Source organism: Bradyrhizobium betae, from assembly GCF_050632175.1.
GTDB lineage: Bacteria > Pseudomonadota > Alphaproteobacteria > Rhizobiales > Xanthobacteraceae > Bradyrhizobium > Bradyrhizobium betae_B.
In genome coordinates, this window is sequence record NZ_CP192576.1 from 5,367,632 (window position 1) to 5,392,602 (window position 24,971).

Consider the following 24,971-nt stretch of genomic DNA (forward strand, 5'->3'; position numbering starts at 1 on the left):
GGATGCGGATTTGGAGGGCAGCGTTGGGAGTAGGGCTTGCAGCTTGCTGCATCGCATCCGCGCGCGCCCAGTCGATCAATCCCGGCGTGATCCAGAACGACGTCGACCGGCAACGCCGCCAGCTCGAACAGCAGAGCGCGCCGCCCAAACTCACCGGTCCCGCGGTGATTGGCGGGGAGCGGGAGAAATCCCAGTTGCTGAAGCCAGGAGGGCCGAAATTCCGCCTGCGCAAGGTCGAATTCGACCCGTCCAGGTTCATCACGCCGGCGGAGCTCGACGAGATCGCCAGGAAGTATGTCGGCAAGAACGTCGACATCGCCTCGCTGTTGCAGCTCGTTGCCGACATCAACGCCATCTACACCGAGCGCGGCATCGTCACGGGCATCGCGACGCTGCCGGACCAGGATGCCAAGGGCGGCGTGGTCAAGATCAAGCTGACCGAGGGCCGGCTCCAGAAGACGACCATCGAGGGCAACAAGCAGACCCGCACCGACTACATCCTGCAGCGCGTGAAGGAGCCGGAAGGCGAGGTCCTCGACGTTCCAAAGCTGAACCGCGATGTGACCTGGTTCAACCGCACCAACGACGTGCAGATCAAGGCGCTGCTCCAGCCCGGCACGAGCTTCGGTCTCACCGACCTGCAGTTCGCGGTGATCGAGCCGCCGGTCGACACCTTGCAGCTCTTCACCGACAACCAGGGCCCGGAGAACACCGGGCGCTGGGAGGGCGGGGCCTTCTACAAGCGCCACGGCCTGTTCGGCGTCGACGATCGCCTGACTTTCTACGGAGTCCGCTCCGACGGCAACCTCAACGGCAACGTCGCCTACAGCATTCCGGTCAATCCGTGGGGCGGCCGCGTCGGCGTCAGCTACACCGAAGGCAAGATCAAGATCGTCAACGGACCGTTCGTCGCGCTCGACGTCACCGGACAGCTCGAGCCAGGCGGCGATCAACTTCAGCCAGCCGGTCTGGGTGTCGCAGAACTGGCTGGTGCTGCTCAATGCCGCCGAGACCGAGGGCAAGACGGTCAGCCGCTTCGCCACGGTCGACGTCACCAACGACCATTACGACAGGGCCACGGCCGGCGTCTCGGTGACGAATTCAGGCAACACCTATTCGATCACGGTCTCGCCGGCGGTGAACTACATCGAATGGCAGGACCACGTGCTCGGCAACAACCGCACGTTCAACACCTATACCGGCTCGCTGATCGCGACCAGCGCCGCAGGGCCGGCGAATTTCAGCACCAATTTGCTGGCGAGCTGGCAATACACGCAGGAAAAGCTGCTGCCGGGCGACCAGATTTTCTCGATCGGCGGCCCGACGACCGTGCGCGGCTATCCCTCCAACGCGGCATCCGGCGACAGCGGCTATTATTTCAACGCGGAGCTGCACTACAACTGGTCGCAATGGCTCAGGGATTCGACACCTACATCTTCACCGACTGGGGTGCGGTGTATTCGACCTTCCCCGGCGTCACCGAAATGGGCTCGGTCGGCGTCGGCTTCTCCTGGACCTACGCGTCGTTCATGACGTTCGAAGCCAACTACGCGACGCCGCTGAAGATGGCGGTGTCGACCCAGAACCACTACGAGGCCTATGGCCGCGTCATCCTCCGGCCGCTGCTGATGTTCCAGAAGCCGGAAAGCTCGGCGCCCATGGCGGCGGCTGCGGGCAGGAGCAAGTCGTAGCGGGGGACGTCGTCTCTTCCCATACCGTCATTGCGAGCGCAGCGAAGCAATCCAGACTGTCACCGCGGAGGGACTCTGGATTGCTTCGCTGCGCTCGCAATGACGGAGGATGGTCCGGTAACTACCGCCGCAGCGTGAATTCGTCCGCGCTGCGCCGGTGTTCCCATTTCGCCTGCTCGAGCTCAGGCTGATCGCATTCGGCCTCGGGATAGCCGATGCAGAGATAGGCGATGAATTTCCAGGTATCAGGCACTTCGAGAACGGCGTGAATGCGCGCCGGGTTCAGGATCGAGACCCAACCGAGCCCGATACCCTCCGCGCGCGCGGCGAGCCACATCGCGGTGATCGCCGCGACCACGGAATATTCCGTCGTTTCCGGCATGGTGGCACGGCCGAGGCCGTGGCCGATGTCGCTGGCCTTGTCGGCGAACACGGCGAGGTGGCCGGGCGCCTGTTCGAGGCCCGACAGCTTCAGCCCGGCATAGCGTGCGGCGCGTTCGCCGGCGTAACAGTTCAGCGCGTCGGTGTTGCAGGCCTTGAAGTCGTTGATGACGGCACGGCGTCGAGCAACATCATCGACGGTGACGAAGCGCCAAGGCTGGCTGAGGCCAACCGAGGGCGAAAGGCAGGCGGTCTCGATCAGGTGATCGATGGCACCATCCGGCAACGGATCGCCGCGAAAGCGGCGCACGTCGCGGCGCCACACGAACAGTTCGCGCAATTGTCGGCGGAAAACGTCGTCGAACTCGACCATGAGGTCAGCGTCCCCGCAGGAAGGCCGCGGCAACCAGCAGGATTAGGATCTCGCCGAGCTGCTCGAACGCACCGAGGATGTCGCCGGTCTGCCCGCCGATCTGGCGGATCGCAAGCCGCGCCAGCAGCAGGCCGGCGAGCGACAGCAGGATCAGGCCGGCGAGGGCCTTGCCCGGCCCGAGCGCGAGAGCGAGTACGAGCGTACCGAGCGCAAACGCAATGGCGACGCTGCGGCCCGGCGGCGCACCTGCGCTCGCCGACAGCCCATCAGGCCGCGCCGGGGGCACCAGTGACATGAAGGCCGGCACGCCCGCGCGCGCGCTTGCGTGCGCGGCGCACAGCGCGAGCGCGACCAACCACGGATTGGCGATTGTTGCGAGCGCGCTCCAGCGCAGGCCGAATGACAGGATCAGCGCGCAGCTGCCATAGGTGCCGATCCGGCTGTCGCGCATGATCTCGAGCTTGCGTTCGCGCGTGCGGCCGCCGCCGAGCCCATCGGCGGTGTCGGCAAGCCCGTCTTCGTGCAGCGCGCCGGTGATGAGCGCGGTCGTCGCGAGTGCGAGCAAGGCGGAAAGGTTCGGTGTCAATCCGCACCGGCTGGCGATCTTGTAGACCACCGCACCGGCTAGGCCGACCAGCAATCCGGCGACGGGCAGCGCCCAGGTCGCGCGCGCGACGGCGCCGTCGGCCGCGGGCTTCGACGACGCGACGGGGAGGATCGTCACGAACGAAGCCGCCATCCTGAGATCGGCGACGACGTCTTTCAAGAATTCGGCGCGCGGCATCATTTCAGCTTCATCGGCAGGCCTGCGACCACGAATTCGACCTCGTCGGCAATTGCCGCGATGGTCTGGTTCATGATCCCGGCGGCGTCGCGATAGCTGCGTGCCAGTGCGTTGTCGGGCACGATGCCGAGGCCGACCTCGTTGGTCACGAGGACGACGGGACTCTTGAGACGGGGCAGGGCGCCGGCGAGCTCGCTGACCTCGCGCTCCCAGTCGCGCTCCGCATGCATCAGGTTGGAAAGCCACAACGTCAGGCAGTCGACCAGCCTGGCGCCGCCGCCGTCGCTTGCGGCCAGTGCGGGCACGAGATCGAGCGGTACCTCGCGCTCGACCCAGTCGGTTCCGCGGCGCGCGCGATGCGTGGCGATGCGCGCCTCCATTTCGGCATCCAACGCTTCGGCCGTCGCGACATAGACGGGCTGCCCCGGAAAGGCGCGCGTGCGCGTTTCCGCACGCTTGCTCTTGCCCGATCGCGCTCCGCCCGTGATCAAGATGACGGCCATGAAGTCTCCTATCGAGCCTGACTAATCACCAAACGCGGCCAAAGACAAAGCCGAAATCAGGCGGGCAGGGGCTTGCGCTTGGCCGTCGCTTTGCGCAACAGGGGCGGGACAGGAGGCAGGGGTGGGAGTAGGTGTGGGCTTTGCGGGCGCGATGGTGGTGGCGATGGCGGTGGATGCCCTCACGGGCTGGCCGGCATGGCTGTTCGCACGGATCGGCCATCCCGTCACCTGGCTCGGCAGTTTGATCAACGCGATCGACGCCACGTCGGATCGCCCATCCGATCCGCCGGCATTTCGCCGCGCTGCCGGCGTCGCCGGCGCGCTCCTGGTGATCGCGCTCTCCGTTGCGCTCGGCTGGGCGATTCAGTTCCTGCTCCAGTCTTTGCTGCCGTGGGGATGGGTGCAGGTCGTGCTGGTGGGCGTGCTGGCCTGGCCGCTGGTCGCGCTGCGCTCGCTGCATGATCATGTGGCTGCGGTGGCGAAACCATTGCGCGCCGGAGACATTGCCGCCGCGCGTGACGCGGTCTCGCGCATCGTCGGCCGCGATCCCGCGGCGCTCGATGAAGCCGGCATCGCGCGTGCGGCGATCGAGAGCCTTGCCGAAAACGCTTCCGACGGCATCGTGGCGCCGGTGTTCTGGGGCGCACTGTTCGGCCTGCCGGGGATTTTCGGCTACAAGGCCATCAACACGCTGGACTCCATGATCGGCCATCGCAACGAACGGTACGAAGCTTTCGGCTGGGCAGCGGCCCGCATTGATGATGTCGCCAATTTCATTCCGGCCCGCCTGACCGGATTTCTGCTCGTGCTGCTGGCGCCAAGGCGATCCGAGGCGCTGTCGTGCATGACGCGCGATGCGCGCCGCCATCGCTCGCCCAATGCCGGCTGGCCGGAAGCGGCGATGGCGGGCGCGCTCGGCGTGCGGCTCAGTGGTCCCCGCATCTATCACGGCAGCACCACCAATGAGCCCTGGCTCAACGAAGCCGCACGCGATCCACTCGCCGCCGATATCGGCGAGGGACTGACGGTCTACCGCCGTGCCATGCTGCTGCTCGCCGGCATGCTTGCGATCCTCGCCTTCGCGTGAAAGAACGGGGCATGCGCGAGCACGGTGGAAATCTCGATCTGGCCCAGCAGCGTTTTGGCGGGCGCGCCGAGCACTGGATCGACCTCTCGACGGGGATCAACCGGCTGCCTTATCCGGTGGGCGAAGTGAGCGCGCATCATTGGCAGGCATTGCCGTCGCGCGCCGAAATCGAAACCCTGCACCGCGCGGCGCACCACGCCTATCGCACCAGCGCGCCGGTCGTCGCGACGGGCGGTGCGCAGGCTGCCATTCAACTGTTGCCGCAACTGGCGCCATCCGGCGGTGCCCGTATCTTGGCGCCGACCTACAACGAATACGCGGGTGTGCTGTCGGCCGCTGGCTGGGACGTGCAGGAGGTCGGCGAACTCGACGCGTTGGCGGGAGCGGATGTTGCGATCGTCGTCAATCCCAACAATCCCGACGGCCGGTGTCATCTGCCAAAGGATTTGCTCGCCCTGCTGCCGCGCGTCGGCCGTCTCGTGATCGACGAGAGTTTTGCCGACACGGTTCCGCAACTGTCGCTCGCGCCGGAAGCTGCTCGGCCGGGACTGCTGATCCTGCGCTCGTTCGGAAAGTTTTACGGCCTCGCCGGCCTGCGGCTTGGCTTCGCCATCGGCAATGCGGCCGACATCGAGAAGCTCGCCGCGATGTCGGGCCCGTGGCCGGTCTCGGGAGCTGCGATCTCGATCGGCTGCCGTGCCTTGCGCGATGATGCCTGGGCCGAGACGACGTCGGCGCGACTTGTGCGCGACTGTGGTCGCCTCGACGGCATGGCGCAGTCGCAAGGCTGGCGTCTCGTCGGCGGCACGCCGCTGTTTCGTCTCTACGAGACGCCCGACGCGCTTGCCGCGCAGGACAAGCTGGCGCGGAGCCAGATCTGGTCGCGCGTGTTCGCGCAAAGGCCGACATGGCTGCGCCTCGGGCTTCCCGGCAGCGAAGCCGAGTGGACGCGCCTTGCCGAGGTGCTAGCGCGCTAGCGCAAGCAGGCCTTCGACGTCGAGATGCTGTTCGATGTGATCGGCCAACGCCTCGAGCGCGCTCTCGACCCTGTCGTGATAAGGCTCGTCGCCGGCGGCAATGTCGAGCTTGGTGAGATACGCTCGGCGGAAATCGTCCGACGTGAACAGGCCGTGCAGATAGCTGCCCTGCACGCGCCCGTCGCGCGAGATCGCGCCTTCAGGCTCGCCATTCAGTTTCGCGAAGGCGCGGGCGCGATCGGGCCCGTCGGTGCGGCCGATGTGGATCTCGTAGGCCTCGATCGGCTGATCCGTGGCGGCATGCACGGCCGCGACACGCGTCAGCGTCTTTTGCGCGGTCATCATCGTATCCACGTCCAGAAGCCCGAGGCCCGGCGTGTCGCCCGCGGGGCCTTCGATGCCATCGGGGTCGGCGATGCTGCGGCCGAGCATCTGATAGCCGCCGCAGAGGCCGAGCACATGGCCGCCGCGACGGTGGTGCGCAAGCAGATCGATGTCCCAGCCCTGCGCGCGCAGGAAGGCGAGATCGCCGCGGGTGGATTTTGAGCCCGGGATGATGACGAGCCTGGCGTCGCCGGGGATCGCTTCGCCCGGACGCACCATGATGAGATCGACGCCGGGCTCGAGCTTGAGCGGATCGAGATCGTCAAAATTGGCGATCCGCGACAGCGCAAGGCAGGCGATCTTGCATTGGCCCGGCTTGCGCGCGTCGCTGAGACCGAGTGCGTCCTCGGCCGGCAACTCGCCGGCGCGGGCGAACCAGGGCAATACGCCAAGCCCGCGCCAGGCCGTCATCTGCTCGATCAGCTTGTAGCCGTCGTCGAACAGCGTGGGATCGCCGCGAAACTTGTTGATGACGAAGCCCTGGATCATCGCGGCATCGTCGGGGTCGATCACCGTCTTGATGCCGACGAGCTGGGCGATGACGCCGCCGCGGTCGATGTCGCCGACCAGCACGACGGGCACGTCGGCCTTGCGGGCAAAGCCCATATTGGCGATGTCGGCCTTGCGCAGGTTCACCTCGGCCGGGCTGCCGGCACCTTCCACCAGGACCAGATCAGCGCGCGCCTTCAGCCGCTCGAAGCTTTCCAGCACGGCGCCCATCAGCTGTGGCTTCATCGCCGCGTAGTCGCGCGCCCGCGCGGTCGCGATGCGTTTTCCCTGCACGATGATTTGCGCGCCGATATCGGTCTCTGGCTTGAGCAGCACCGGGTTCATATCGGTGTGCGGCTCGACCCCGGCGGCGAGCGCCTGCAACGCCTGGGCGCGGCCGATCTCGCCGCCATCGACGGTGACGGCGGCGTTGTTCGACATGTTCTGCGGCTTGAACGGCAGGACGCGCAGGCCGCGCCGCGTGAAAGCGCGCGCAAGGCCGGCGACGATGAGCGATTTGCCCACGTCCGAGCCGGCCCCCTGGATCATCAATGCGCGCGCCATCGCGATCGTCGTCAGAACTCGACGCCGGCTTGCGCCTTGATGCCGGAGCGGAAGGGATGCTTGACCAGCGTCATCTCGGTGACGAGATCGGCGATCTCAATCAGCTCGTCCTTGGCGTTGCGTCCGGTCAAAACGACATGCGTCATCTCAGGCTTCTGCGTCGTCAGGAAGTCGACAATTTCGGCGACGTCGAGATAATCGTAGCGTAGCGCGATGTTGATCTCGTCGAGCACGACCATCCGCAAATTGGGATCTGATATCAGCTCCTTGGCCTTCTCCCAGCCGGCGCGCGCCGCCGCGATGTCGCGGGCGCGGTCCTGCGTCTCCCAGGTGAAGCCTTCGCCCATGGCGTGGAACTGGCAGAGATCGCCGAAATGGCCGGTGAGCAGGCGCCGCTCGCCGGTGTCCCAGGCGCCCTTGATGAACTGCACGACCGCGCAGGGGAAGCCATGGGCAACGCAGCGGACGATCATGCCGAAGGCCGAGGAGGACTTGCCCTTGCCGGCGCCGGTGTGGACGATGATGAGGCCTTTTTCGCCGCTCTTGGTCGCCATGATCTTGTCGCGGGCGGCCTTTTTCTTCGCCATTTTCTGGGCGTGGCGGACGTCGGTTTGCTCACCCGTCTGGGTATCCGGTTCAGGCGTCATCGTACCGGTCCTTCGGCTTGACAAGAGGCGGCCGGGGGCAAATGGTGACCCGGCGTTGGTTCCTGTCCTATGACAGGCGAAGAGGGAATGCGATAGGGTCCGAATCTGCAAGATTCGGGTTCAAACTGCAGCCGCCCCCGCGACCGTGACCGGAGAGATGTCCAAAGCCACTGATCCCCCAAGGGGATCGGGAAGGCGGGGATCGAAGGGCCAAAAGCCCTGCTCCGCAAGCCGGGAGACCTGCCAGCGCGGACGATTTTTGGACCGGCGGACGGGGTGTTCCGCGACGGGGAAAACGGGCCTTCGCAAGAACGCTCCGTGAGCCTCTTCGCCTCCCGATTTTATCCCAGGAAGAGGCGATGACCGTTACACTTCACGTCTGTATTACCTGCCGCGCCGGAGAGACGCCCGCCGAGGGCGAGGCCACGCCGGGCAAGCGCCTGCATGGCGCGATCCTCGATGCAGGCGTGCCCGACGGCGTCGCAGTGGTTCCCGTCGAATGCCTGTCTGCATGCAGCCAAGGCTGTTCGGTCGCGCTCAGCGCGCCCGGCCGCTGGTCCTATGTCTATGGCCGCCTCTCGGAAGCCCATGCGAACGACGTGGTCGCCGGCGTCGCTGCCTATGCGGCCGCGCCGGACGGTCTCGTGCCCTGGCGCAGCCGACCTGAAATCTTCCGCAAGCAGTCGCTCGCGCGCATTCCCCCCATTGGCGTCGTGCCGGAGGCAGCCGAATGAATTCGCTCGCAAAGGTTCCGGTGACGGTGGTCACGGGGTTCCTCGGCTCCGGCAAGACGACGCTGATCCAGCATCTGCTCGCAAACCCCGACGGCAGGAAGCTCGCCGTGCTCGTCAACGAGTTCGGCAGCGAGGGCGTCGACGGTGAGATCCTGAAATCCTGCGCCGACGCCAATTGCCCGGAAGAGAACATCATCGAGCTCGCCAATGGCTGCATCTGCTGCACCGTCGCGGACGATTTCATTCCGACCATGGAGAAGCTTCTGGCACGGCCGGTGCGGCCCGATCACATCCTGATCGAGACCTCGGGCCTGGCGCTGCCAAAGCCGCTGCTGAAGGCGTTCGACTGGCCCGAGATCCGTTCGCGCATCACGGTCGACGGCGTGATCGCGCTGGCCGATGCCGAAGCCGTGGCTGCGGGTCGCTTCGCGCCGGATCCGGCTGCCGTCGAAGCGCAGCGCGCGGCGGACGAAAATCTCGATCACGAGACGCCGCTGTCGGAGGTGTTCGAGGACCAGATCGCCTGCGCCGACATCGTGCTGTTGACCAAGGCCGATCTTGCCGGCGCGGCGGGACTTGAAGCCGCCAGGGCTTTGATCACGGCCGAGATGCCGCGCCGCGTGCCGATGCTCTCCGTCACCGACGGTGCGATCGATGCGCGCGTGATCCTCGGCCTCGGCGCTGCCGCGGAGAACGATCTTTCCGCACGCCCCTCGCATCATGATGGCGAGGAGGATCACGAGCATGATGATTTCGCCTCCGTCGTGATCGATCTTCCTGAAGTCACCGACATCGACGCACTAGTCGCGTCGGTGCAGCGTCTGTCGCGCGAGCAGAACGTGCTGCGCGTCAAGGGCTATATCGCCGTGCAAGGCAAGCCGATGCGCCTTTTGCTGCAAGCGGTCGGCGAACGCGTGCGCCACCAGTTCGACAAGCCCTGGGGCGCGGGCAGCAGACAGTCGAAGCTCGTCGTGATCGGCGAGCACGGCGATATCGACGAGGCCGCAATCAAAGCGGGACTTGGTATCTCAGGACTTGGTGCCTGATGCACGTCGTCTTCCGCGAGAGCCGCGGTCTCGAGGAGACTGCGACGCCAAGGGACATCGGCCAGGACGCGGCCGATCTCGTGGTGCTCTCGTATTCGGATTCCGATCTGGCCGCGTTCGCGGCCGGCTGGCGGCGTGGCCGGAACAGCCTGCCGTCGCTGCGGCTCGCCAATCTTTCGGAGCTGCGTCATCCGCTGTCCGTCGACACCTATGTCGAGCGCACGCTGGCGCAGGCGCGCGGCATTCTGGTGCGTCTGATCGGGGGCGAGTCCTATTGGTCGTATGGTCTCGCGGCTCTTCAGCAACTCGCGAGGGATCGCGGGATCGTGATCGCCGTGCTGCCGGCGGATGGCCGCGACGATGCGCGGCTCGATGCGTATTCGACCCTGCCGGTTTCGACGCTGCGGCGGCTCAAGGTGCTCTGCGACACCGGCGGTCCCGTAGCTGCTCAAGCCGCGATCGCACAGCTTGCGCTGGCCTCTGGGCTCTATGCTGGACCGGTCGTCGGCGAGACGACCGTTCCCGAGATGGGCTTCTATGATCCCTTGCGCGGCGTGATTGCTGCACTCCCGGCGAACGATGCATTGCCACGCGCGTTCGTGACATTCTATCGCTCCTATCTGACCGCGGCGGACACTGGTCCCGTCGATGCCCTGATCGCCGCGCTGCGCGGGAAGGGATTTGACACATACGGCGTGTTCGTCACCTCGTTGAAGGCGCCAGGGGTTGCGGATTGGCTGCGGGCGCATCTTGCGCAAAACCCGCCGGCCGCGATCGTCAATGCGACGGCGTTCTCGGCGCTGGGGGACGACGGCACGACGCCGTTCGACGCGGCATCGTGCCCCGTCTTCCAGGTCGCGCTCTCCACGGCGCGGCGCGAGGACTGGGCAAGCTCGCTGCGCGGCCTGTCGCCGGGCGATCTTGCGATGCATGTGGTGCTGCCCGAGGTCGACGGCCGCCTGTTCGCCGGTGTCGTCAGCTTCAAATCGGCGGCGGAGCGTGATCCCGATCTGCAGTTCTCGCACCTGGCGCATCGCGCCGATGACGAGCGCGTGGAAGCCGTCGCCGCGCGCGTCGCGGCCTGGCGAGGCCTTGCGGAAACGCCTGCCGGTGAAAAGCGCCTGGCGATCGTGCTGTCGAACTATCCGGGACGCCCGCACCAGATCGCGCATGCGGTTGGTCTGGATGCGCTGGCGTCGGTCGAGGCGTTGGTGTCCGACCTCGCGGCGGCCGAATTCGATATCGCCCCGGTCGATGCACTCGGTGAGACGCTGCTGAAGCGGAATTTGACCTCGAGTGTCGCTGACTATCACTCCGCGCTCTCGCGCCTTCCGCAATCCTTGCAGGATGATCTCGCGCAAGCCTGGGGCGGGCCGGAGAACGATCCAAGCTGCCGCGATGGCGCCTTCCATTTCGCCGCGATCCCGTGCGGCCGATCCATCATCGCGGTTCAGCCCGAGCGCGGCGATACGACGACGCGAGATGGCGACTATCACGATCTCGCTCGCACGCCGCGCCACGCCTATGTCGCGTTCTACCTCTGGCTCCGCGAACAGGGCGTTGATGCGATCGTCCACATGGGCGCGCACGGCACGCTGGAATGGCTGCCCGGGAAATCCGTGGCGCTGTCGTCGGCGTGCTGGCCGGAAGCCCTGGTCGGCGATCTTCCCGTCATCTATCCCTTCATCGTCAACGATCCCGGTGAGGCCGCGCAGGCCAAGCGGCGCATCGGCGCCGTCACCATCGGCCATCTGCCGCCGCCGCTGGAGAAATCCGCGGTGCCGGAAGGCCTGCGCCGGCTCGAACGCCTGCTCGACGAATATTCGACCGCCGACGGTCTCGACCCCGCGCGTCGTCAGCGATTGATCGCCGCGATCCGAGACGAGGCGCGTACCGCCGGCCTCGAAGACGATCTCGGCCTCGATGCATCGGCCGCACCGGCCGAAGCCATCCCGCGGATTGATCGCTTCGTCTGCGATCTCAAGGAAAGCCAGTTCGGCGACGGCCTGCATGTGTTCGGCCGCGGTCCTTGCGGCGAAGCGGAGCGCGGCGCCTTGCTTGCTGCGCTCGCGGGACGGCGGGTTGCGCCGGGACCATCGGGCTCGCCCTATCGCGGGCGTCAGGACGTGCTGCCGACCGGTCGCAATCTCTTTGCTGTCGACCCGCGCGCCGTGCCGACGCCGTCGGCGCATGCGCAAGGCATCAAGCTCGCGGAAGAACTGCTCCGCCGTCATCTGCAGGATCACGGCGACTGGCCGAAGGGCCTTGTCGTCGATCTCTGGGGCTCGGCCACGATGCGCACCGCGGGTGAGGAATTCGCGATGGCCCTGCATCTGGCCGGTCTCGCACCGCGCTGGGATCACGCATCCGGCCGCGTCACCGGTTACGACATCATCGCGCCGGCCGAGCTCGGCCGCCCCCGCATCGACGTCACGCTGCGCGTGTCGGGCCTGTTCCGCGATGTCTTCTCCGGCCTTGCCCAATTGTTCGAAGCCGCCGCCGAGGCGCTTGCAGGCCGCCAGGACGAGGGCGAGGAAAATCCCTATCGCCACCGCGCCTCCCGCGTGTTCGCGCCGCGGCCGGGACAATACGGCGTGGGTCTCTCGGCGATCCCGGATGCCTTCACGGCCGAGACTCGCGATGCGGCCGGCGAGGCCTGGCTGTCGGCATCGTCCTGGGCGTTCTCGGCCGACGGCGAGATCAAGCCCGATCGCGCCGGCATCGAACAGCGGCTCGCATCTGCCGATGCTTTCGTCCACGTCCAGGACCTGCCGGAAACCGATCTTCTGCTCGCTGCCGACTATGCCGCGCATGAAGCCGGCATTGCGGCGGCAGCCATGCATCTCGGCGGGACGACACCGTCGCTCTATCACCTCGATACGACGCGGCCCGAGCAGCCGCATGCACGGACGCTGACCGAGGAAATCTCCCGTGTGGTCCGTGCGCGCGCAGCCAATCCGGGCTGGATCGCCGGCATGATGCGTCACGGTTTTCGCGGCGCCGCCGAGATCACGGCAACGCTGGAGCACATGGCCGCTTTCGCCCATCTGGCCGATGCCGTGCCCCCGCATCTGTTCGATCTCTATTACGATGCGACGCTTGGCGATGCCGGTGTTCGCGCCTTCATGGCCCGCGAAAATCCGGCGGCGCTTGCCGCAATGGAGATCTGCTTCGCGCGCCTGCACGACGCCTCGCTCTGGCGTACGCGGCGCAACTCGATCGCGGCTGCATTGCGGGAGGCGTCATGAACGCGGCTTCGGTGAAGGGCTGGTGTCCCGGTGCGCTGCGCCCGATGCAGTCGGGCGACGGACTCGTGGTCCGCGTGCGCCCGTTCGGCGGTCGTCTCGAAGCCGGGCAGGTCGCCGGGCTTGCCGAACTCGCCGAGCGCTACGGCAACGGTCTGATCGACGTGACCAGCCGCGCCAACCTCCAGATCAGGGGCGTGACCGAACAGGGCCACCGCCGGCTGCTTGATGGACTTGCGCTGCTGCGGCTGCTCGACCCCGACACCGACATCGAAGCCCGGCGCAACATCCTGGTGACGCCGTTTTGGAACTCCGGCGACGAGACGCAGGCGCTCGCTGCCGAGCTTGAAGAAGCGCTGGCGAACAGCGCGCTCGAACTCCCCACCAAATTCGGCTTCGCCATCGATGACGGAAAATCGCGCGTGCTTGCCGGCGATTCCGCCGACGTGCGCATCGAACGCGACCGGGACGGCCGTCTGCTGGTGCGGGCCGATGGTGCGAGGTTAGGCCGTTCCGTCGGGCGTGGAGAGGTTGTAAGCACCGCGCTCGCGTTCGCATCTTGGTTCGTCGCCTCCGGCGGCGCGAAGGGCGGGCGCGGGCGCATGGCGGCCCACATCGCGGCGGGTGCGGCGTTGCCCCAGGCGTTGAACGGTGAGACCGAGCCCGCACCCGTGATGGCCGCGTCGCGGCCCGGGCATTATCCGCATGGCGCCCTGGTCGGCGTCGCGTTCGGACAGATGCTGCACACGACCCTGCATCAATTCTCCGGCTGCGGTCATGCGCTGCGCATGACGCCGTGGCGGATGGTGCTGAGCGAGGGCAAGCGCGAGATGCCAAGCGGGGCGGGCCTCATCACCGAACCCTACGATCCTGCATTGCGCGTCATTGCCTGCAGCGGCGCGCCGCGCTGCCGCGAGGCCCATGCCGACACGCGTGCGCTGGCCGCCGCGCTGGCCCCGCGCATCGCGCTTGACACGCGGCTGCACGTCTCCGGTTGCGCCAAGGGCTGCGCCCGTTCCGGCCCGTCCGCGGTGACGCTGGTCGCGACCAGCGCCGGCTTCGACCTCGTCCGCGGCGGCTCGACCCGCGACGAGCCGGTCCTGCGCGGGCTCAACGCCGCCGACATCGTCAGCGATCCCTCCATTTTGGTCGGAGGGCACTGATGCCGCACACTTACGAAACCGATGGTGCGGCGATCTACCGGCAATCATTCGCGACCATTCGGGCCGAGGCGGATCTTGCGCGCTTCACGCCCGACGAGGAACAGGTCGTGGTGCGGATGATCCACGCCGCCGGCATGGTCGGCCTGGAGGCACATATCCGTTTCACATCAGGCATGGCGACCATTGCGCGCGCAGCCCTGCAGAAGGGCGCGCCGATCCTGTGCGATGCGCGCATGGTCTCCGAAGGCATTACGCGCGCGAGATTGCCTGCGGCCAACGCCGTCATTTGTACGCTCAACGACGAAGCCGTTCCGGAGCTGGCGCAATCCATGCGCAACACCCGCTCGGCGGCGGCACTGGAGCTGTGGCGGCCGCATCTGGGTGGCGCGATCGTCGCGATCGGCAACGCGCCGACCGCGCTGTTTCATCTGCTCAACATGCTGGAGGACCAAAGCTGTCCGCGGCCCGCGGCGATCATCGGCTGCCCGGTCGGCTTCGTCGGCGCAGCCGAATCCAAGGCGGCGCTGATGGCCGATCCGCAGGTGCCGGCGTTGACGGTCGAGGGCCGGCTCGGGGGTTCGGCAATCACCGTTGCCGCCGTGAACGCGCTGGCGAGCCGGAGCGAGTAGCGATGGGACGCATCATCTGTTGCGGACTCGGCCCCGGCGATCCCGATCTGATGAGCGTCCGCGCGGACCGCACGGTGCGCGGCGCACGGCATGTCGCCTATTTCCGGAAGAAGGGGCGGCCCGGGCAGGCGCGTCGCATCGTCGAGGGCATGCTTGCGGCCGAAATCACCGAATACCCCATGGAATATCCCGTTACCACGGAAATCGCGTTCGACAGTCCCGACTACGTCCGGCTGCTGGCCGGCTTCTACGACGAATGGGCCGAGCGCCTGGCGAGATTGGCGCGCGCGGTCGACGTCGTCGTGCTCTGTGAAGGCGATCCTTACTTCTACGGCTCCTTCATGCATCTGCACACGCGGCTGCAGGGCCGGGTCGAGATCGAGGTGATCGCCGGCATTCCCGGCATGGTCGGCTGCTGGAATGGCGTCGGCCAGCCTATCGCGCTCGGCGACGACGTGACGACGGTGCTGATGGGGACGCTGGCCGAAGACGAGCTCGAACGGCGCATGCGCGATTCTGATGCGCTCGTGATCATGAAGACCGGGCGTAATCTCGCAAAGGTGCGTCGCGCACTCGCCTCCGCCGGCCGCCTCGATGATTCCTGGCTGGTCGAGCGCGGCACCATGCCGGGCGAGCGCGTGGTGCGGCTCGCCGAGATCGATGCCGCTGATTGTCCTTACTTCGCGATCGTGCTCGTGCACGGCAAGGGCCGGCATCCGGACGCTGCCGAATGACGGGCACGCTGACCATCGCGGGCCTCGGGCCGGGCAGCGATGCCCTGGTAACTCCAGAGGTTTCCGCCGCGCTTGCGGCTGCGACCGACATTCTGGGTTATGCGCCCTATGTCGCGCGCGTGCCGCCGCGGGCCGGCCTCACCTTGCGCCCATCCGACAATCGCGAAGAGCTGCAACGCGCGAGCGAGGCGCTGCGGCTTGCCGCCGAAGGCGGACGGGTCGTGGTCGTGTCCTCCGGCGACCCCGGGGTCTTCGCGATGGCCTCGGCCGTGTTCGAGGCGCTCGAACAGGCGCCGCAATGGCGGGAGCTTCCCATTCGTGTGCTGCCGGGCATCACCGCGATGCTGGCGGCAGCGGCGCGCGCCGGCGCGCCGCTCGGGCATGATTTCTGCGCGATCAATCTCTCCGATAATCTCAAGCCGTGGACGGTGATCGAGAAGCGTCTGCGGCTTGCCGCCGAAGCCGATTTTGCCATTGCGATGTACAATCCGCGCTCGGCGAGCCGCCCCAAAGGATTTGTCCGCGCGCTCGCGGTGCTGAAGGAAGCCGGCTGCGGCGAGCACCTGGTGATCTTCGCCCGCGCGGTCAGTGCCCCTGACGAGACAATCGAGACCGTGACGCTGAACGACGCGACGCCCGAGATGGCCGACATGCGCACGCTCGTGATTGTCTGCAACGCGCAGACGCGCCGTATCGGCCGCTGGGTCTATGCGCCGAGGCGGGTCCGATGACCGAGCCACTGCATCACCTCAGTCACGCTCTCGACCCGCAACCGTTCGGGCAACCGCGGCCGCGCGATCATGATTACGGGCAGGCCGAGCATTCGGGCTGCGTCGATCTTGGCGCGTGCGCCATCGCCGCCGGAATTGCGGGCGACGATCCAGGCGATGCCGCGCTTTCGCATCATCTCCAACTCGCCGTCGAGCGTGAATGGTCCACGCGACACGATCACGTCAGCCGGAAACGGCAGGGGAGCTTCGGGCGGATCGACGAAGCGCAGCGTGTAGGCATGCTGCAGCTTCGCCGCGAACGGTGCGATGTGCTGGCGGCCGATGGCCAGGAATACTTTTGCCGGCGCGGTAGGCAACGCGGCGACCGCGGCATCGACGTCAGCGACTTCGATCCAGTTGTCGACAGACGCCATGGCCCATGGTGCGCGTTCCAGCGCGATCAGCGGCGTGCCGGTTTCCGCGCATGCAGCCACCGCATGTCGGCTCATCTCGGCTGCGAAGGGATGCGTCGCATCGATCACATGCGTGATGCCTTCGCGGCGGATGTAATCGGCAAGACCGCTCACGCCGCCGAAGCCGCCCATGCGGGTCGTCAGCGGCTGATCGGCAGGCGCGCGGGTGCGCCCGCCATAGGAATAAACGGCATCGATGCCCGCGCGCGCGATCTCCGCTGCGAGCAGGCTCGCATCGGCAATTCCGCCCAGAATGAGGGCGCGGTTCATGGCTAGTTCCTTGGCTGATCCCTGGCTGACGATCATCGGTATCGGCGAAGATGGCCTTGCCGGGCTGTCCGAGGCAAGCCGAAAGGCGCTCGATGATGCCGAAACCGTATTTGGCGGTGAACGGCATCTTGCGCTTGCCGGCGTGACGGGCCGTGGTCGTCCGTGGCCGGTACCGTTCGATGCGGAAATCGTGCTGAGCTGCCGTGGCCGGCCGACCGCGGTGCTCGCCTCCGGCGATCCGTTCTGGTACGGCGCCGGCGGGAGCCTTGCCGAGAAGCTCGGTAGCGATGAATGGATCGCGCATCCGGCCCCCTCGACCTTCTCGCTCGCTGCTGCGCGGCTTGGCTGGCGTCTCGAATCGGTCGCGTGCCTTGGGCTTCATGCCGCCCCGTTCGAACGGCTGGTGCCGCATCTGGCGAAAGACACACGCATCATTTGTCTGGTGCGCGACGCAGCGGCAGTCGGTGATCTCGCGATATGGCTGACGGAGCGCGGATGGGGCCCTTCGCTCCTGTGGACTCTCGCTGCCCTTGGCGGTCCGCGTGAAAGCATCGACCAGCATCGCGCCGACCTCTTTACAGATGATCTCTCGGAGAAACTGGTTGCGGTCGCGCTGCTGGCGAGGGGAACTCAGGGCATTCCTCGCAGCTCGGGACTGCCGGACGATCTCTTCGTCCACGACGGCCAGATCACCAAGCGGCCGGTGCGCGCGCTCGCGTTGTCCGCGTTGGCGCCGCGTCCCGGTGAACGGCTCTGGGACATCGGCGCCGGCTCGGGCTCGATCTCGGTGGAGTGGGCGCTGTGCGGCGGAACGGCGATTGCAGTCGAGGCGCGCGAGGATCGTGCCGCCAACATTCGCACCAACGCAGCGGCGTTCGGATTGGCGCATCGTGTCAGCGTCATTCCCGGGAAAGCGCCCGAGGCCCTTGCGGCGCTGGAGGCACCGGATGCCGTCTTCATTGGCGGTGGCCTCGATGGCGCAATGTTCGATGCCGTCTGGCCGCTGCTCGCGCCCGGCACGCGCCTCGTCGCGCATGCTGTGACGCTGGAGACGGAAGCGCTGCTCGGCGAGTTGCATCAGCGCCATGGCGGCGAGCTGATGCGGGTCGAGATTGCGCAGGCCGCGCCGCTCGGCCGCTTCCGGTCGTGGGAGGCGGCACGGCCGGTGGTGCAGTGGAGTGCGGTCCGATGAAGGTCGCCGGACTCGGATTCAAGCGGGATGTCACGCTGGCTTCGCTGTGGGAGGCTCTTCTGGCGGCCGGCGGCCCTGACGGCCTTGCGGCGGTGGCGACCGTCAGCGACAAGGCTGATGCGGAGGTGCTGAAGCAGCTCGCGCGCGAATGCGGTGTGCCGATCAAGCCGATCCCGGCCGACGTGCTCTCAAGAGTCGACACGCCGACGCAGTCAAAGCTCGTCGCCGAAAAGTTCGACACGGGCTCGGTTGCCGAAGCCGCAGCGCTCGCGGCGGCCGGGCCTCGTGCGCGGTTGATTGCGACGCGCGTGGTCTCGCAGGACCGGACCGCGACTGCGGCGATCGCCGAAGGAGACGGCGCATGACGGTGCATTTCATCGGCGCGGGGCCGGGCGCCTCCGATCTGTTGACGCTGCGCGGCCGCGACCTGATCGCCGCCTGTCCGGTCTGCCTCTATGCCGGCTCGCTCGTGCCCGAAGGTGTGCTGGCGCATTGCCCGCCCGGCGCGCGCATCGTCAACACCGCGCCGCTGTCGCTCGACGATATTATCGCGGAGATCGCTGCCGCGCATGCGGACGGCAAGGATATCGCGCGGCTGCATTCCGGCGATCTCTCGATCTGGTCGGCGATGGGCGAACAGCTCCGCCGCCTGCGGGCCCTCCGGATTCCCTACACGGTCACACCCGGCGTTCCCTCCTTCTCGGCCGCCGCGGCTGCGCTCGAGGCCGAGCTGACGCTGCCCGGCCTTGCACAGACGGTGGTGCTGACGCGCATGCCGGGACGTGCCAGCGCGATGCCCGAGGGAGAAAATCTCGCTGCATTCGCTGCGACCGGCGCTGTGCTTGCAATCCATCTGTCGATCCATCTGCTCGACACGGTCATCGCCGAGCTGACGCCGCATTACGGCGCGGACTGTCCCGTCGCGATCGTCCGGCGCGCGAGCTGGCCGGACCAGCGCATCGTCCGCGCCACGCTGGCGACGCTCGATGTCGCCGTCGGAAGCGAGATGGAACGCACCGCGCTCATCCTGGTCGGCAAGACGCTCGGCGCTGCCGATTTTGACGAGAGCCGTCTCTACGCCGCCGACTATGATCGCCGCTATCGGCCCGTCGGCACCGAACCGCGCTTTCCGGAGGCGTCGTGATGGCGGCCGGCCTCGTCATTTCCGCGCCAGCCTCCGGCGTCGGCAAGACCACGCTGACGCTGGCGCTCGCGCGTGCCTGGCGCAATCGCGGCTTGAACGTGCAGTGCTTCAAGAGCGGGCCGGACTACATCGACCCCGCCTTCCATGCCGCTGCGACGGGACGGGCCTCCGTCAACGTCGACAGTTGGGCGATGGACCGGGCAACGATCGCGCATCTCGTCAGCCGCGGCCTTGATGCCGATGTCGTGCTTGCCGAGGGCTCGATGGGCCTGTTCGACGGCGTCGCCGCGCGCGGCGTCTGCGGCACCGGAGCCACCGCCGATATCGCGCAGATCCTGGGCTGGCCAGTGCTGCTGGTGATTGATCCATCGGGACAGGCGCAGACGGCGGCGGCGATTGCCGCAGGCCTGCGCGATTATCGTCCAGGCGTGCGCCTTGCCGGCGTCGTGCTCAACCGCGTTGCCAGCCCGCGTCACGAAAACCTCGTGCGGCATGCGCTGGTCGAGGCCGGCATCACCGTGTTCGGCGCGCTGCCCCGTCATGCGGAGATCAGCCTGCCGAAGCGGCATCTCGGCCTGGTGCAGGCCGAGGAGCAGGCGGAGATCGGCACGCTGATCGACGAGGCGGCGCGCTTCGTCGCCGAGCATGTCGATCTCGACGCGGTGCTGAAATCGGCCGTGGCCTGGTCGCCGCAGCCCGCGGCGAACGGCCTGAATGTAACGCCGCCCGGACAACGCATCGCGCTCGCGCGCGACGCGGCGTTCTCCTTCGTCTATCCGCACATGCTGGAAGCGTGGCGCGCGGCGGGCGCCGAGATCCTGCCGTTCTCGCCGCTGGCCGATGAGGCGCCCGACGCGAGCGCCGATGTGTGCTGGCTGCCCGGCGGCTATCCCGAGCTTCATGCCGGGACGATCGCGGCCAATGCGCGCTTTCGCGGCAGCTTGCGTGCCTTCGCCGAAACGCGGCCGGTGCACGGCGAATGCGGAGGCTATATGGTGCTGGGTGAAGGCATCACCGATGCCGAGGGAATCCGCCATGAGATGACGGGCCTGCTCGGTCTGGAGACGAGCTTTGCCAAACGCCGCATGCATCTGGGCTATCGTCTCGCCGCGCTCGCTGCCCCGATGCCGGGGCATCAGGTCGGCGCGCGGCTGCGCGGCCACGAGTTCCACTATTCGACGATCCTCGCGCAGCCGGACACGCCGCTGGCGGTGGTGCACGATGCGACTGGCGCCGTCATCGCCGAGACCGGCTCGCGGCGGGGGCAAGCCACCGGCACGTTCTTCCATCTGATCGCGGAGGACCGGTGAGCGGTTTTGTTACTTTCATCTCCGCCGGCCCTGGCGATCCCGAGCTGCTCACGCTGAAGGGAGCTGCGCGGCTGCGCGAGGCCGACGTCGTGCTCTATGACGATCTCGCCTCCGGCGCGATCCTCGATCTCGCCCGGCCCGGCGCCAATCTCGTCGCGGTGGGAAAACGGGCAGGGCGGCCCTCGACCAAGCAGCACCACGTCAACCGTCTCCTGGTCGACTATGCGGCGACGGGCGTTCGCGTGGCGCGGCTGAAGTCCGGCGACGCCGGCATCTTCGGCCGCCTCGAGGAGGAGCTCGAGACGCTGCGCGAAGCCGGCATCGGCTACGAGATCATTCCCGGCGTCACCACGGCCTGCGTCGCGGCGGCGCAAGCCGGCATTCCCTTGACCCGGCGCCACACCTCGCGCCGGGTTCAGTTCATCACCGGGGCCGACGTCACCGGCGAGCTGCCGCAGAACCTGAACTGGGGGGCGCTGGCCGATCCCGAAGCGACCACCGTGGTTTATATGGGCCGCCGCACCTTTCCGGCGCTTGTCGCGAAATTGATCGAGCACGGTCTGGCGCCAGGTACTCCGGCGCTGTTCGCCGAATCTCTCGGTCGCCCGGATGAGCGGCTGGTCCGCACCACAATTGCCGAACTGGCGGAGCAGCTTGCGCGCGGCGGCGCGGCGTCGACGGCGGCCGTGATTCTGTTCGGTGCGCTTGCTGGGGATTACCCGTCATGATCGCTCCGGCCGCCGCTCGCCCCTTGACGCCGGCTCCGCGAAAGGGGCACACAGGAGATGCATGGTGCTCGACGCGGCGCAAAGCGCCGGAGCATAATCGGGAATGGGGATGGGCGGACCCAGTTGCGGCGCCCCAAACCCCAGCCGCCCCCGCGACTGTAAGCGGTGAGGGGCTCCGAACCGCCACTGGGCTGCAAGGCTCGGGAAGGCCGGAGACCCAGTGAACCGCGAGCCAGGAGACCGGCCGTGCGTGTTTTGAGGCCAAGGCCGTCGGGTGTGACGGCAGGAAGGATCTGAGCCATGCATATCGAACCCGGGATCGTGACGGGCGCAAAGCTCGTTTTGAGTTACGCAACAGGCATCGCCGCCGGCGGCGTCGCCTTGAAGCTCGCCGTCGATACCGTGCGCGAGCAGGGCGTCGGCTCGCTTGCGTTGCGTACCCTCGCCACCACCGCGCTCGTCTTCACCTTCTTCGAGATCCTGCCGCACTTCCCGGTCGGCGTCTCCGAGGTGCACTTCATTCTTGGCTCGACCTTGTTCCTGCTGTTCGGGGCGGCCCCCGCAGCTCTCGGCCTCGCCTTCGGCCTGCTGTTCCAGGGCATCTTCTTCGAGCCGCCGGATTTGCCGCAATTCGGCATGAACGTCACCACGCTGCTGGTGCCGCTGTTCGCCATCCAGGCGATTGCAGCGCGGATCATTTCGCGCAACACCGCCTATGTCGATCTCAGCTATCGCCAGGCGCTGGCGCTCTCGACGACCTACCAGGCCGGCGTGATCGGCTGGGTCGCGTTCTGGGCGCTGTATGGCTCCGGCTTTGCCATGAGCAATCTCGCCAACATCGCGACCTTCGCGGCCTCCTATGCGCTCGTCATCGTGATCGAGCCGCTGGCCGATCTGGCGGTGCTGGCGCTGGCGAAGTCGTTGCGCGGCGTCACCACTCCCGGCCTCGTCACCCCCGCCTGCACAACCCGGCCTGAGAGACAAGCGAACGGGCGGCCATCGCGGTCGCCCTTCGCACTCGCGATGCTCACCCTCTCCCTGATAGGCATTGGTTACGGCGATCCGGAACAGCTCACGCGCGCCGCGTCCCGTGCCATCAACGCGGCCGATCTCGTTCTGATCCCGCGCAAGGGGAGCGCGAAGTCCGATCTCGCCGATCTCAGGCGGACGATCTGCACGGACGTGCTGACCAACGACAAGACGCGGATCGCCGAGTTCGATCTTCCCGTGCGCGACGCCGCTGAAGCGGACTATCACAAGGGCGTGGACGATTGGCACGATGCGGTCGCCGCGACCTGGTCGCGGACGATCGCAAGCAATCTTGGCAGCGATGGCAGGGTTGCGCTGCTGATCTGGGGCGATCCCTCGCTCTACGATTCCTCGTTGCGCATCGCGCAGCGGCTCTCTCCCTTGCCGACAATTGAGGTCGTGCCCGGCATCACCTCGATCCAGGCGCTGTGCGCGGCGCATGCGCTGCCGCTCAACGACATCGGCGAACCGTTTCTGGTCACGACGGGGCGACGTTTGCGCGAGGGCGGCTGGCCGCAAGGCGTCGATACCGTGGTGGTGATGCTCGACGGCGGCACCGCATTCCAGTCGCTCGATCCGGACGGCTTGCAGATCTGGTGGGGCGCCTATCTCGGCATGCCCGACCAGATCATCCTGTCCGGAGCGCTGGCCGAGATCGGCTCGCGCATCGTGGCCGCACGCCAGGAGGCGCGCGAGCGGCATGGCTGGATCATGGACAGCTACATTCTCAAGCGCAGGCCATAGGCCAAGCGAGGCAGCATGCTTCCCGAATGGGTCACTCAAAAATGCCCTGACGTCTCCGCGGTTCATCGCGAGGCGGCGATTGCGCGGCAGGCGCAGCTGACGAAGCCGACCGGTTCGCTCGGCCGGCTGGAGCAACTGGCGATCGAGCTTGCAGGCCTGCAGGCGACCGGGCAGCCGCGTGCGGCGCGGGTGCCGATCATCATCTTCGCCGGCGATCACGGCATTGTCGCGCAGGGCGTGTCGGCCTATCCGCAAGCCGTCACCATCGCGATGATGGCGAATTTCGCCTCCGGCGGTGCCGCGATCTCCGTGCTGGCACGCGAGCTTGGCGCGAGCCTCGAGGTAGTCGATGCCGGCACGCTGGCGGAGGGGGAGATGTCGGGCGTCGTCACCGACAAGCTGCGCCATGGCACCCGCGATTTCAGCGTCGAAGCTGCGCTCACCCCCACCGAGCTGGCATTTGCCTTCGAGACCGGCCAACGCGCCGTCGCGCGTGCGGCGGTCAGCCAGCCTGATCTGTTGATCTTCGGCGAGATGGGCATCGGCAACACCACGACATCGGCAGCGATTGCCGCAAGCCTTCTGGGCGTGAGCGCAGAGGAGATCGCAGGAAGCGGTACCGGTATCGATGCGGCCGGCCGCGCGCACAAGGCGCGGGTGATCGACGCTGCGATTGCGCGCCATGGCGTCGCCGGGGCCTCGCCCGAAAAAATTCTGTGCTCGGTCGGCGGACTCGAGATCGCGGCGATCTGCGGCGCGATCATTGCGGCAGCGCAACGCCGAATCCCCGTCTTAATCGACGGATTCATCGTCTCGGTCGCGGCGCTGGCGGCGGTGCGGCTCAATCCGTCGTGCCAGCCGTTCCTGTTGCCATCGCACCAATCGGCAGAGCAGGGGCATCGGCTGGTGCTGCGCGCGCTCGACGTGCAGCCGCTGATCAGCCTTGATCTCAGGCTCGGCGAGGGATCGGGCGCCGCCATCGCGCTGCCGCTGGTGCGATCGGCCTGTGCGCTTCACAACGGCATGGCGACGTTTGCGCAGGCCAACGTGCCGGATCGTCCCGCCTGAACCGCCTCAGGTCATGCGCTGATTGACCGAGACGACGCGCCAGCCGGCGGCGAGCCGGTCGATCCGGGTCAGCGACAGCGGATCGACCACGAAGCGCAAGGCCGCTTCCGGTGTCAGATCCAGCGCGATGCAGAGCACCGCCCGGATGGTGCCGGAATGTACGACAAGCGTCGCTGGGCCGGAGCCGATCCGCGACAGTCCCTGCCGCACGCGCGCGACCTGATCCTCGAAGCTTTCGCCGCCCGGCGGTCTCTTGTGGGCGGGATCGCTCCAGAATTCCGTGTAGGTCTCGCCGCCGGTGGCGGCAAGTTCGTCGTGCTTCCGGCCGGTCCAGTCGCCAAAATGCTGCTCGCTGAATTCGGTCACCAGCGCCGGTTCGAGCCGAAGGGCCCGCGCGGTCTCGACCGTGCGCCGCGACGGACTGGCATAGCTCGCCGTATCGCGCGGCAGGTGTTGCCGCAGCGCCACCAGTTGCGCGGGATCGCCGAGATCGGCCGGCGCATCGGACGCGTGGATCGTCCCTGCGACGCCGGCGACTGGCGCATGTCTTATCAGCCAGAGGAAGGTCTCGCCTTCCATGCTTGTCTCCAGAGAAATTGGTCGTGTGGCAATATCGCCGCGTGCAGCACATTGACTCCGTCTTGCTCCTAATCCTAGATGGTCGTGACGGTTTCCCCGCGAGGGGATGAAAAGGGAATGCGGTGCGGGGACATTGTCCCCAATGCCGTGGCTGCCCCCGCAACTGTAAGCGGCGAATCTCGCGTCATGTGCCACTGGGGTTCTCGGTCCCGGGAAGGCGACGCAAGGTAGCGACCCGCGAGCCAGGAGACCTGCCGTCAGCCGTGGTCACACGCGAAGATGTCGGTCGGGGA

Annotated in this window: 24 protein-coding genes, 2 pseudogenes and 3 riboswitches; of the genes and pseudogenes, 19 read left to right on the forward strand and 7 right to left on the reverse strand. The window is 67.3% G+C overall.

Annotated features, from left to right (window positions below):
• Positions 1 to 2: 2 nt before the first annotated feature.
• Both ACQ86E_RS25630 and ACQ86E_RS25635 read left to right on the forward strand, forming a co-directional pair.
• Positions 3 to 434 (forward strand): annotated as a pseudogene (locus ACQ86E_RS25630) (POTRA domain-containing protein); the annotation flags it as partial.
• A gap of 556 nt (positions 435 to 990) precedes the next feature.
• The gene (locus ACQ86E_RS25635) at positions 991 to 1,533 is read left to right on the forward strand and encodes a ShlB/FhaC/HecB family hemolysin secretion/activation protein (RefSeq protein ID WP_431206562.1); all 543 of its coding nucleotides are present in this window, start codon (positions 991 to 993) and stop codon (positions 1,531 to 1,533) included.
• 279 nt (positions 1,534 to 1,812) lie between these two features.
• Here ACQ86E_RS25635 and bluB read toward each other — a convergent pair whose 3' ends face one another.
• Genes bluB through cobU form a run of 3 tightly spaced genes read right to left on the reverse strand, consistent with a single transcriptional unit; the run spans position 1,813 to position 3,732 of the window.
• The gene (gene bluB, locus ACQ86E_RS25640) at positions 1,813 to 2,445 is read right to left on the reverse strand and encodes a 5,6-dimethylbenzimidazole synthase (RefSeq protein ID WP_431202354.1); all 633 of its coding nucleotides are present in this window, start codon (positions 2,443 to 2,445) and stop codon (positions 1,813 to 1,815) included.
• Between the two features lie 4 nt (positions 2,446 to 2,449).
• Positions 2,450 to 3,232: an adenosylcobinamide-GDP ribazoletransferase gene (gene cobS / locus ACQ86E_RS25645; RefSeq protein ID WP_431202355.1), complete on the reverse strand. Its 783-nt coding sequence runs from the start codon at positions 3,230 to 3,232 to the stop codon at positions 2,450 to 2,452.
• Entirely contained in the window at positions 3,229 to 3,732 is a 504-nt protein-coding gene (gene cobU / locus ACQ86E_RS25650) for a bifunctional adenosylcobinamide kinase/adenosylcobinamide-phosphate guanylyltransferase (protein WP_431202356.1), read from the reverse strand. The genes cobS and cobU overlap by 4 nt, the downstream gene beginning before the upstream one ends.
• Positions 3,733 to 3,883: 151 nt before the next feature.
• Between cobU and cbiB the strand changes: the two genes are divergently transcribed.
• Together cbiB and cobD are read left to right on the forward strand one after the other, a co-directional pair.
• Complete coding sequence (cbiB, locus tag ACQ86E_RS25655; RefSeq protein WP_431206563.1) at positions 3,884 to 4,819, forward strand: adenosylcobinamide-phosphate synthase CbiB; 936 nt, start codon at positions 3,884 to 3,886, stop codon at positions 4,817 to 4,819.
• 11 nt (positions 4,820 to 4,830) lie between these two features.
• A complete protein-coding gene (gene cobD, locus ACQ86E_RS25660; protein WP_431202357.1) occupies positions 4,831 to 5,796 on the forward strand; it encodes a threonine-phosphate decarboxylase CobD in 966 nt (321 codons plus the stop codon).
• Here the strand turns inward: cobD and ACQ86E_RS25665 are convergent.
• Together ACQ86E_RS25665 and cobO are read right to left on the reverse strand one after the other, a co-directional pair.
• Positions 5,785 to 7,233 carry a cobyric acid synthase gene (locus tag ACQ86E_RS25665; RefSeq protein WP_431202358.1) on the reverse strand — a complete coding sequence of 483 codons (1,449 nt, stop codon included), beginning with the start codon at positions 7,231 to 7,233 and terminating at the stop codon, positions 5,785 to 5,787. The two genes, cobD and ACQ86E_RS25665, sit on opposite strands and share 12 nt — an antisense overlap.
• A gap of 11 nt (positions 7,234 to 7,244) precedes the next feature.
• Positions 7,245 to 7,880: a cob(I)yrinic acid a,c-diamide adenosyltransferase gene (gene cobO / locus ACQ86E_RS25670; protein ID WP_431202359.1), complete on the reverse strand. Its 636-nt coding sequence runs from the start codon at positions 7,878 to 7,880 to the stop codon at positions 7,245 to 7,247.
• Positions 7,881 to 7,919: 39 nt separating this feature from the next.
• Positions 7,920 to 8,142, forward strand: a riboswitch (cobalamin riboswitch).
• Between the two features lie 97 nt (positions 8,143 to 8,239).
• On the opposite strand from cobO, the gene ACQ86E_RS25675 reads away from it, so the two are divergent.
• From ACQ86E_RS25675 to cobJ, 7 genes are read left to right on the forward strand one after another with little or no spacing between them, the layout of a single operon-like run.
• Positions 8,240 to 8,614: a DUF1636 family protein gene (locus ACQ86E_RS25675; protein ID WP_431202360.1), complete on the forward strand. Its 375-nt coding sequence runs from the start codon at positions 8,240 to 8,242 to the stop codon at positions 8,612 to 8,614.
• A complete protein-coding gene (gene cobW / locus ACQ86E_RS25680; protein ID WP_431202361.1) occupies positions 8,611 to 9,660 on the forward strand; it encodes a cobalamin biosynthesis protein CobW in 1,050 nt (349 codons plus the stop codon). Before ACQ86E_RS25675 ends, cobW begins: the two co-directional genes overlap by 4 nt.
• Positions 9,660 to 12,908 carry a cobaltochelatase subunit CobN gene (cobN, locus tag ACQ86E_RS25685; protein WP_431202362.1) on the forward strand — a complete coding sequence of 1,083 codons (3,249 nt, stop codon included), beginning with the start codon at positions 9,660 to 9,662 and terminating at the stop codon, positions 12,906 to 12,908. The genes cobW and cobN overlap by 1 nt, the downstream gene beginning before the upstream one ends.
• Entirely contained in the window at positions 12,905 to 14,068 is a 1,164-nt protein-coding gene (gene cobG / locus ACQ86E_RS25690) for a precorrin-3B synthase (RefSeq protein WP_431202363.1), read from the forward strand. The genes cobN and cobG overlap by 4 nt, the downstream gene beginning before the upstream one ends.
• A complete protein-coding gene (locus tag ACQ86E_RS25695) occupies positions 14,068 to 14,697 on the forward strand; it encodes a precorrin-8X methylmutase (RefSeq protein WP_431202364.1) in 630 nt (209 codons plus the stop codon). Before cobG ends, ACQ86E_RS25695 begins: the two co-directional genes overlap by 1 nt.
• A 2-nt stretch (positions 14,698 to 14,699) precedes the next feature.
• Positions 14,700 to 15,431 (forward strand): precorrin-2 C(20)-methyltransferase, encoded by a 732-nt coding sequence (locus ACQ86E_RS25700; RefSeq protein ID WP_431202365.1) that lies wholly within the window; start codon positions 14,700 to 14,702, stop codon positions 15,429 to 15,431.
• Entirely contained in the window at positions 15,428 to 16,162 is a 735-nt protein-coding gene (gene cobJ / locus ACQ86E_RS25705) for a precorrin-3B C(17)-methyltransferase (protein ID WP_431202366.1), read from the forward strand. The genes ACQ86E_RS25700 and cobJ overlap by 4 nt, the downstream gene beginning before the upstream one ends.
• Here the strand turns inward: cobJ and ACQ86E_RS25710 are convergent.
• Positions 16,138 to 16,884: a cobalt-precorrin-6A reductase gene (locus tag ACQ86E_RS25710; RefSeq protein WP_431202367.1), complete on the reverse strand. Its 747-nt coding sequence runs from the start codon at positions 16,882 to 16,884 to the stop codon at positions 16,138 to 16,140. The two genes, cobJ and ACQ86E_RS25710, sit on opposite strands and share 25 nt — an antisense overlap.
• Positions 16,885 to 16,894: 10 nt before the next feature.
• Here ACQ86E_RS25710 and cbiE point away from each other — a divergent pair, with 10 nt between their 5' ends.
• The 8 genes and pseudogenes from cbiE to cobT all read left to right on the forward strand — a co-directional run bounded on the left by cbiE (position 16,895) and on the right by cobT (position 24,099).
• A complete protein-coding gene (gene cbiE / locus ACQ86E_RS25715) occupies positions 16,895 to 18,076 on the forward strand; it encodes a precorrin-6y C5,15-methyltransferase (decarboxylating) subunit CbiE (protein ID WP_431206564.1) in 1,182 nt (393 codons plus the stop codon).
• Positions 18,073 to 18,441, forward strand: coding sequence for a cobalamin biosynthesis protein (locus ACQ86E_RS25720; RefSeq protein WP_431202368.1), 369 nt, complete (start codon positions 18,073 to 18,075; stop codon positions 18,439 to 18,441). The genes cbiE and ACQ86E_RS25720 overlap by 4 nt, the downstream gene beginning before the upstream one ends.
• Positions 18,438 to 19,220 (forward strand): precorrin-4 C(11)-methyltransferase, encoded by a 783-nt coding sequence (gene cobM / locus ACQ86E_RS25725; RefSeq protein WP_431202369.1) that lies wholly within the window; start codon positions 18,438 to 18,440, stop codon positions 19,218 to 19,220. The genes ACQ86E_RS25720 and cobM overlap by 4 nt, the downstream gene beginning before the upstream one ends.
• Entirely contained in the window at positions 19,220 to 20,530 is a 1,311-nt protein-coding gene (locus tag ACQ86E_RS25730; RefSeq protein WP_431202370.1) for a cobyrinate a,c-diamide synthase, read from the forward strand. The genes cobM and ACQ86E_RS25730 overlap by 1 nt, the downstream gene beginning before the upstream one ends.
• Complete coding sequence (gene cobA / locus ACQ86E_RS25735; protein ID WP_431202371.1) at positions 20,527 to 21,258, forward strand: uroporphyrinogen-III C-methyltransferase; 732 nt, start codon at positions 20,527 to 20,529, stop codon at positions 21,256 to 21,258. Before ACQ86E_RS25730 ends, cobA begins: the two co-directional genes overlap by 4 nt.
• 45 nt (positions 21,259 to 21,303) lie before the next feature.
• Positions 21,304 to 21,521: riboswitch (cobalamin riboswitch) on the forward strand.
• Positions 21,522 to 21,558: 37 nt separating this feature from the next.
• Positions 21,559 to 22,235, forward strand: a pseudogene (locus ACQ86E_RS25740) (energy-coupling factor ABC transporter permease).
• Positions 22,236 to 22,281: 46 nt separating this feature from the next.
• Positions 22,282 to 23,031, forward strand: coding sequence for a precorrin-6A synthase (deacetylating) (cobF, locus tag ACQ86E_RS25745; RefSeq protein ID WP_431202372.1), 750 nt, complete (start codon positions 22,282 to 22,284; stop codon positions 23,029 to 23,031).
• 15 nt (positions 23,032 to 23,046) lie between these two features.
• Entirely contained in the window at positions 23,047 to 24,099 is a 1,053-nt protein-coding gene (cobT, locus tag ACQ86E_RS25750; RefSeq protein ID WP_431202373.1) for a nicotinate-nucleotide--dimethylbenzimidazole phosphoribosyltransferase, read from the forward strand.
• Between the two features lie 6 nt (positions 24,100 to 24,105).
• On the opposite strand, the gene ACQ86E_RS25755 is transcribed toward cobT, so the two are convergent.
• Positions 24,106 to 24,678, reverse strand: a complete 573-nt coding sequence (locus tag ACQ86E_RS25755; protein ID WP_431202374.1) for a histidine phosphatase family protein — start codon at positions 24,676 to 24,678, stop codon at positions 24,106 to 24,108.
• A gap of 71 nt (positions 24,679 to 24,749) precedes the next feature.
• A riboswitch (cobalamin riboswitch) is annotated at positions 24,750 to 24,951 on the forward strand.
• Positions 24,952 to 24,971 lie beyond the last annotated feature (20 nt).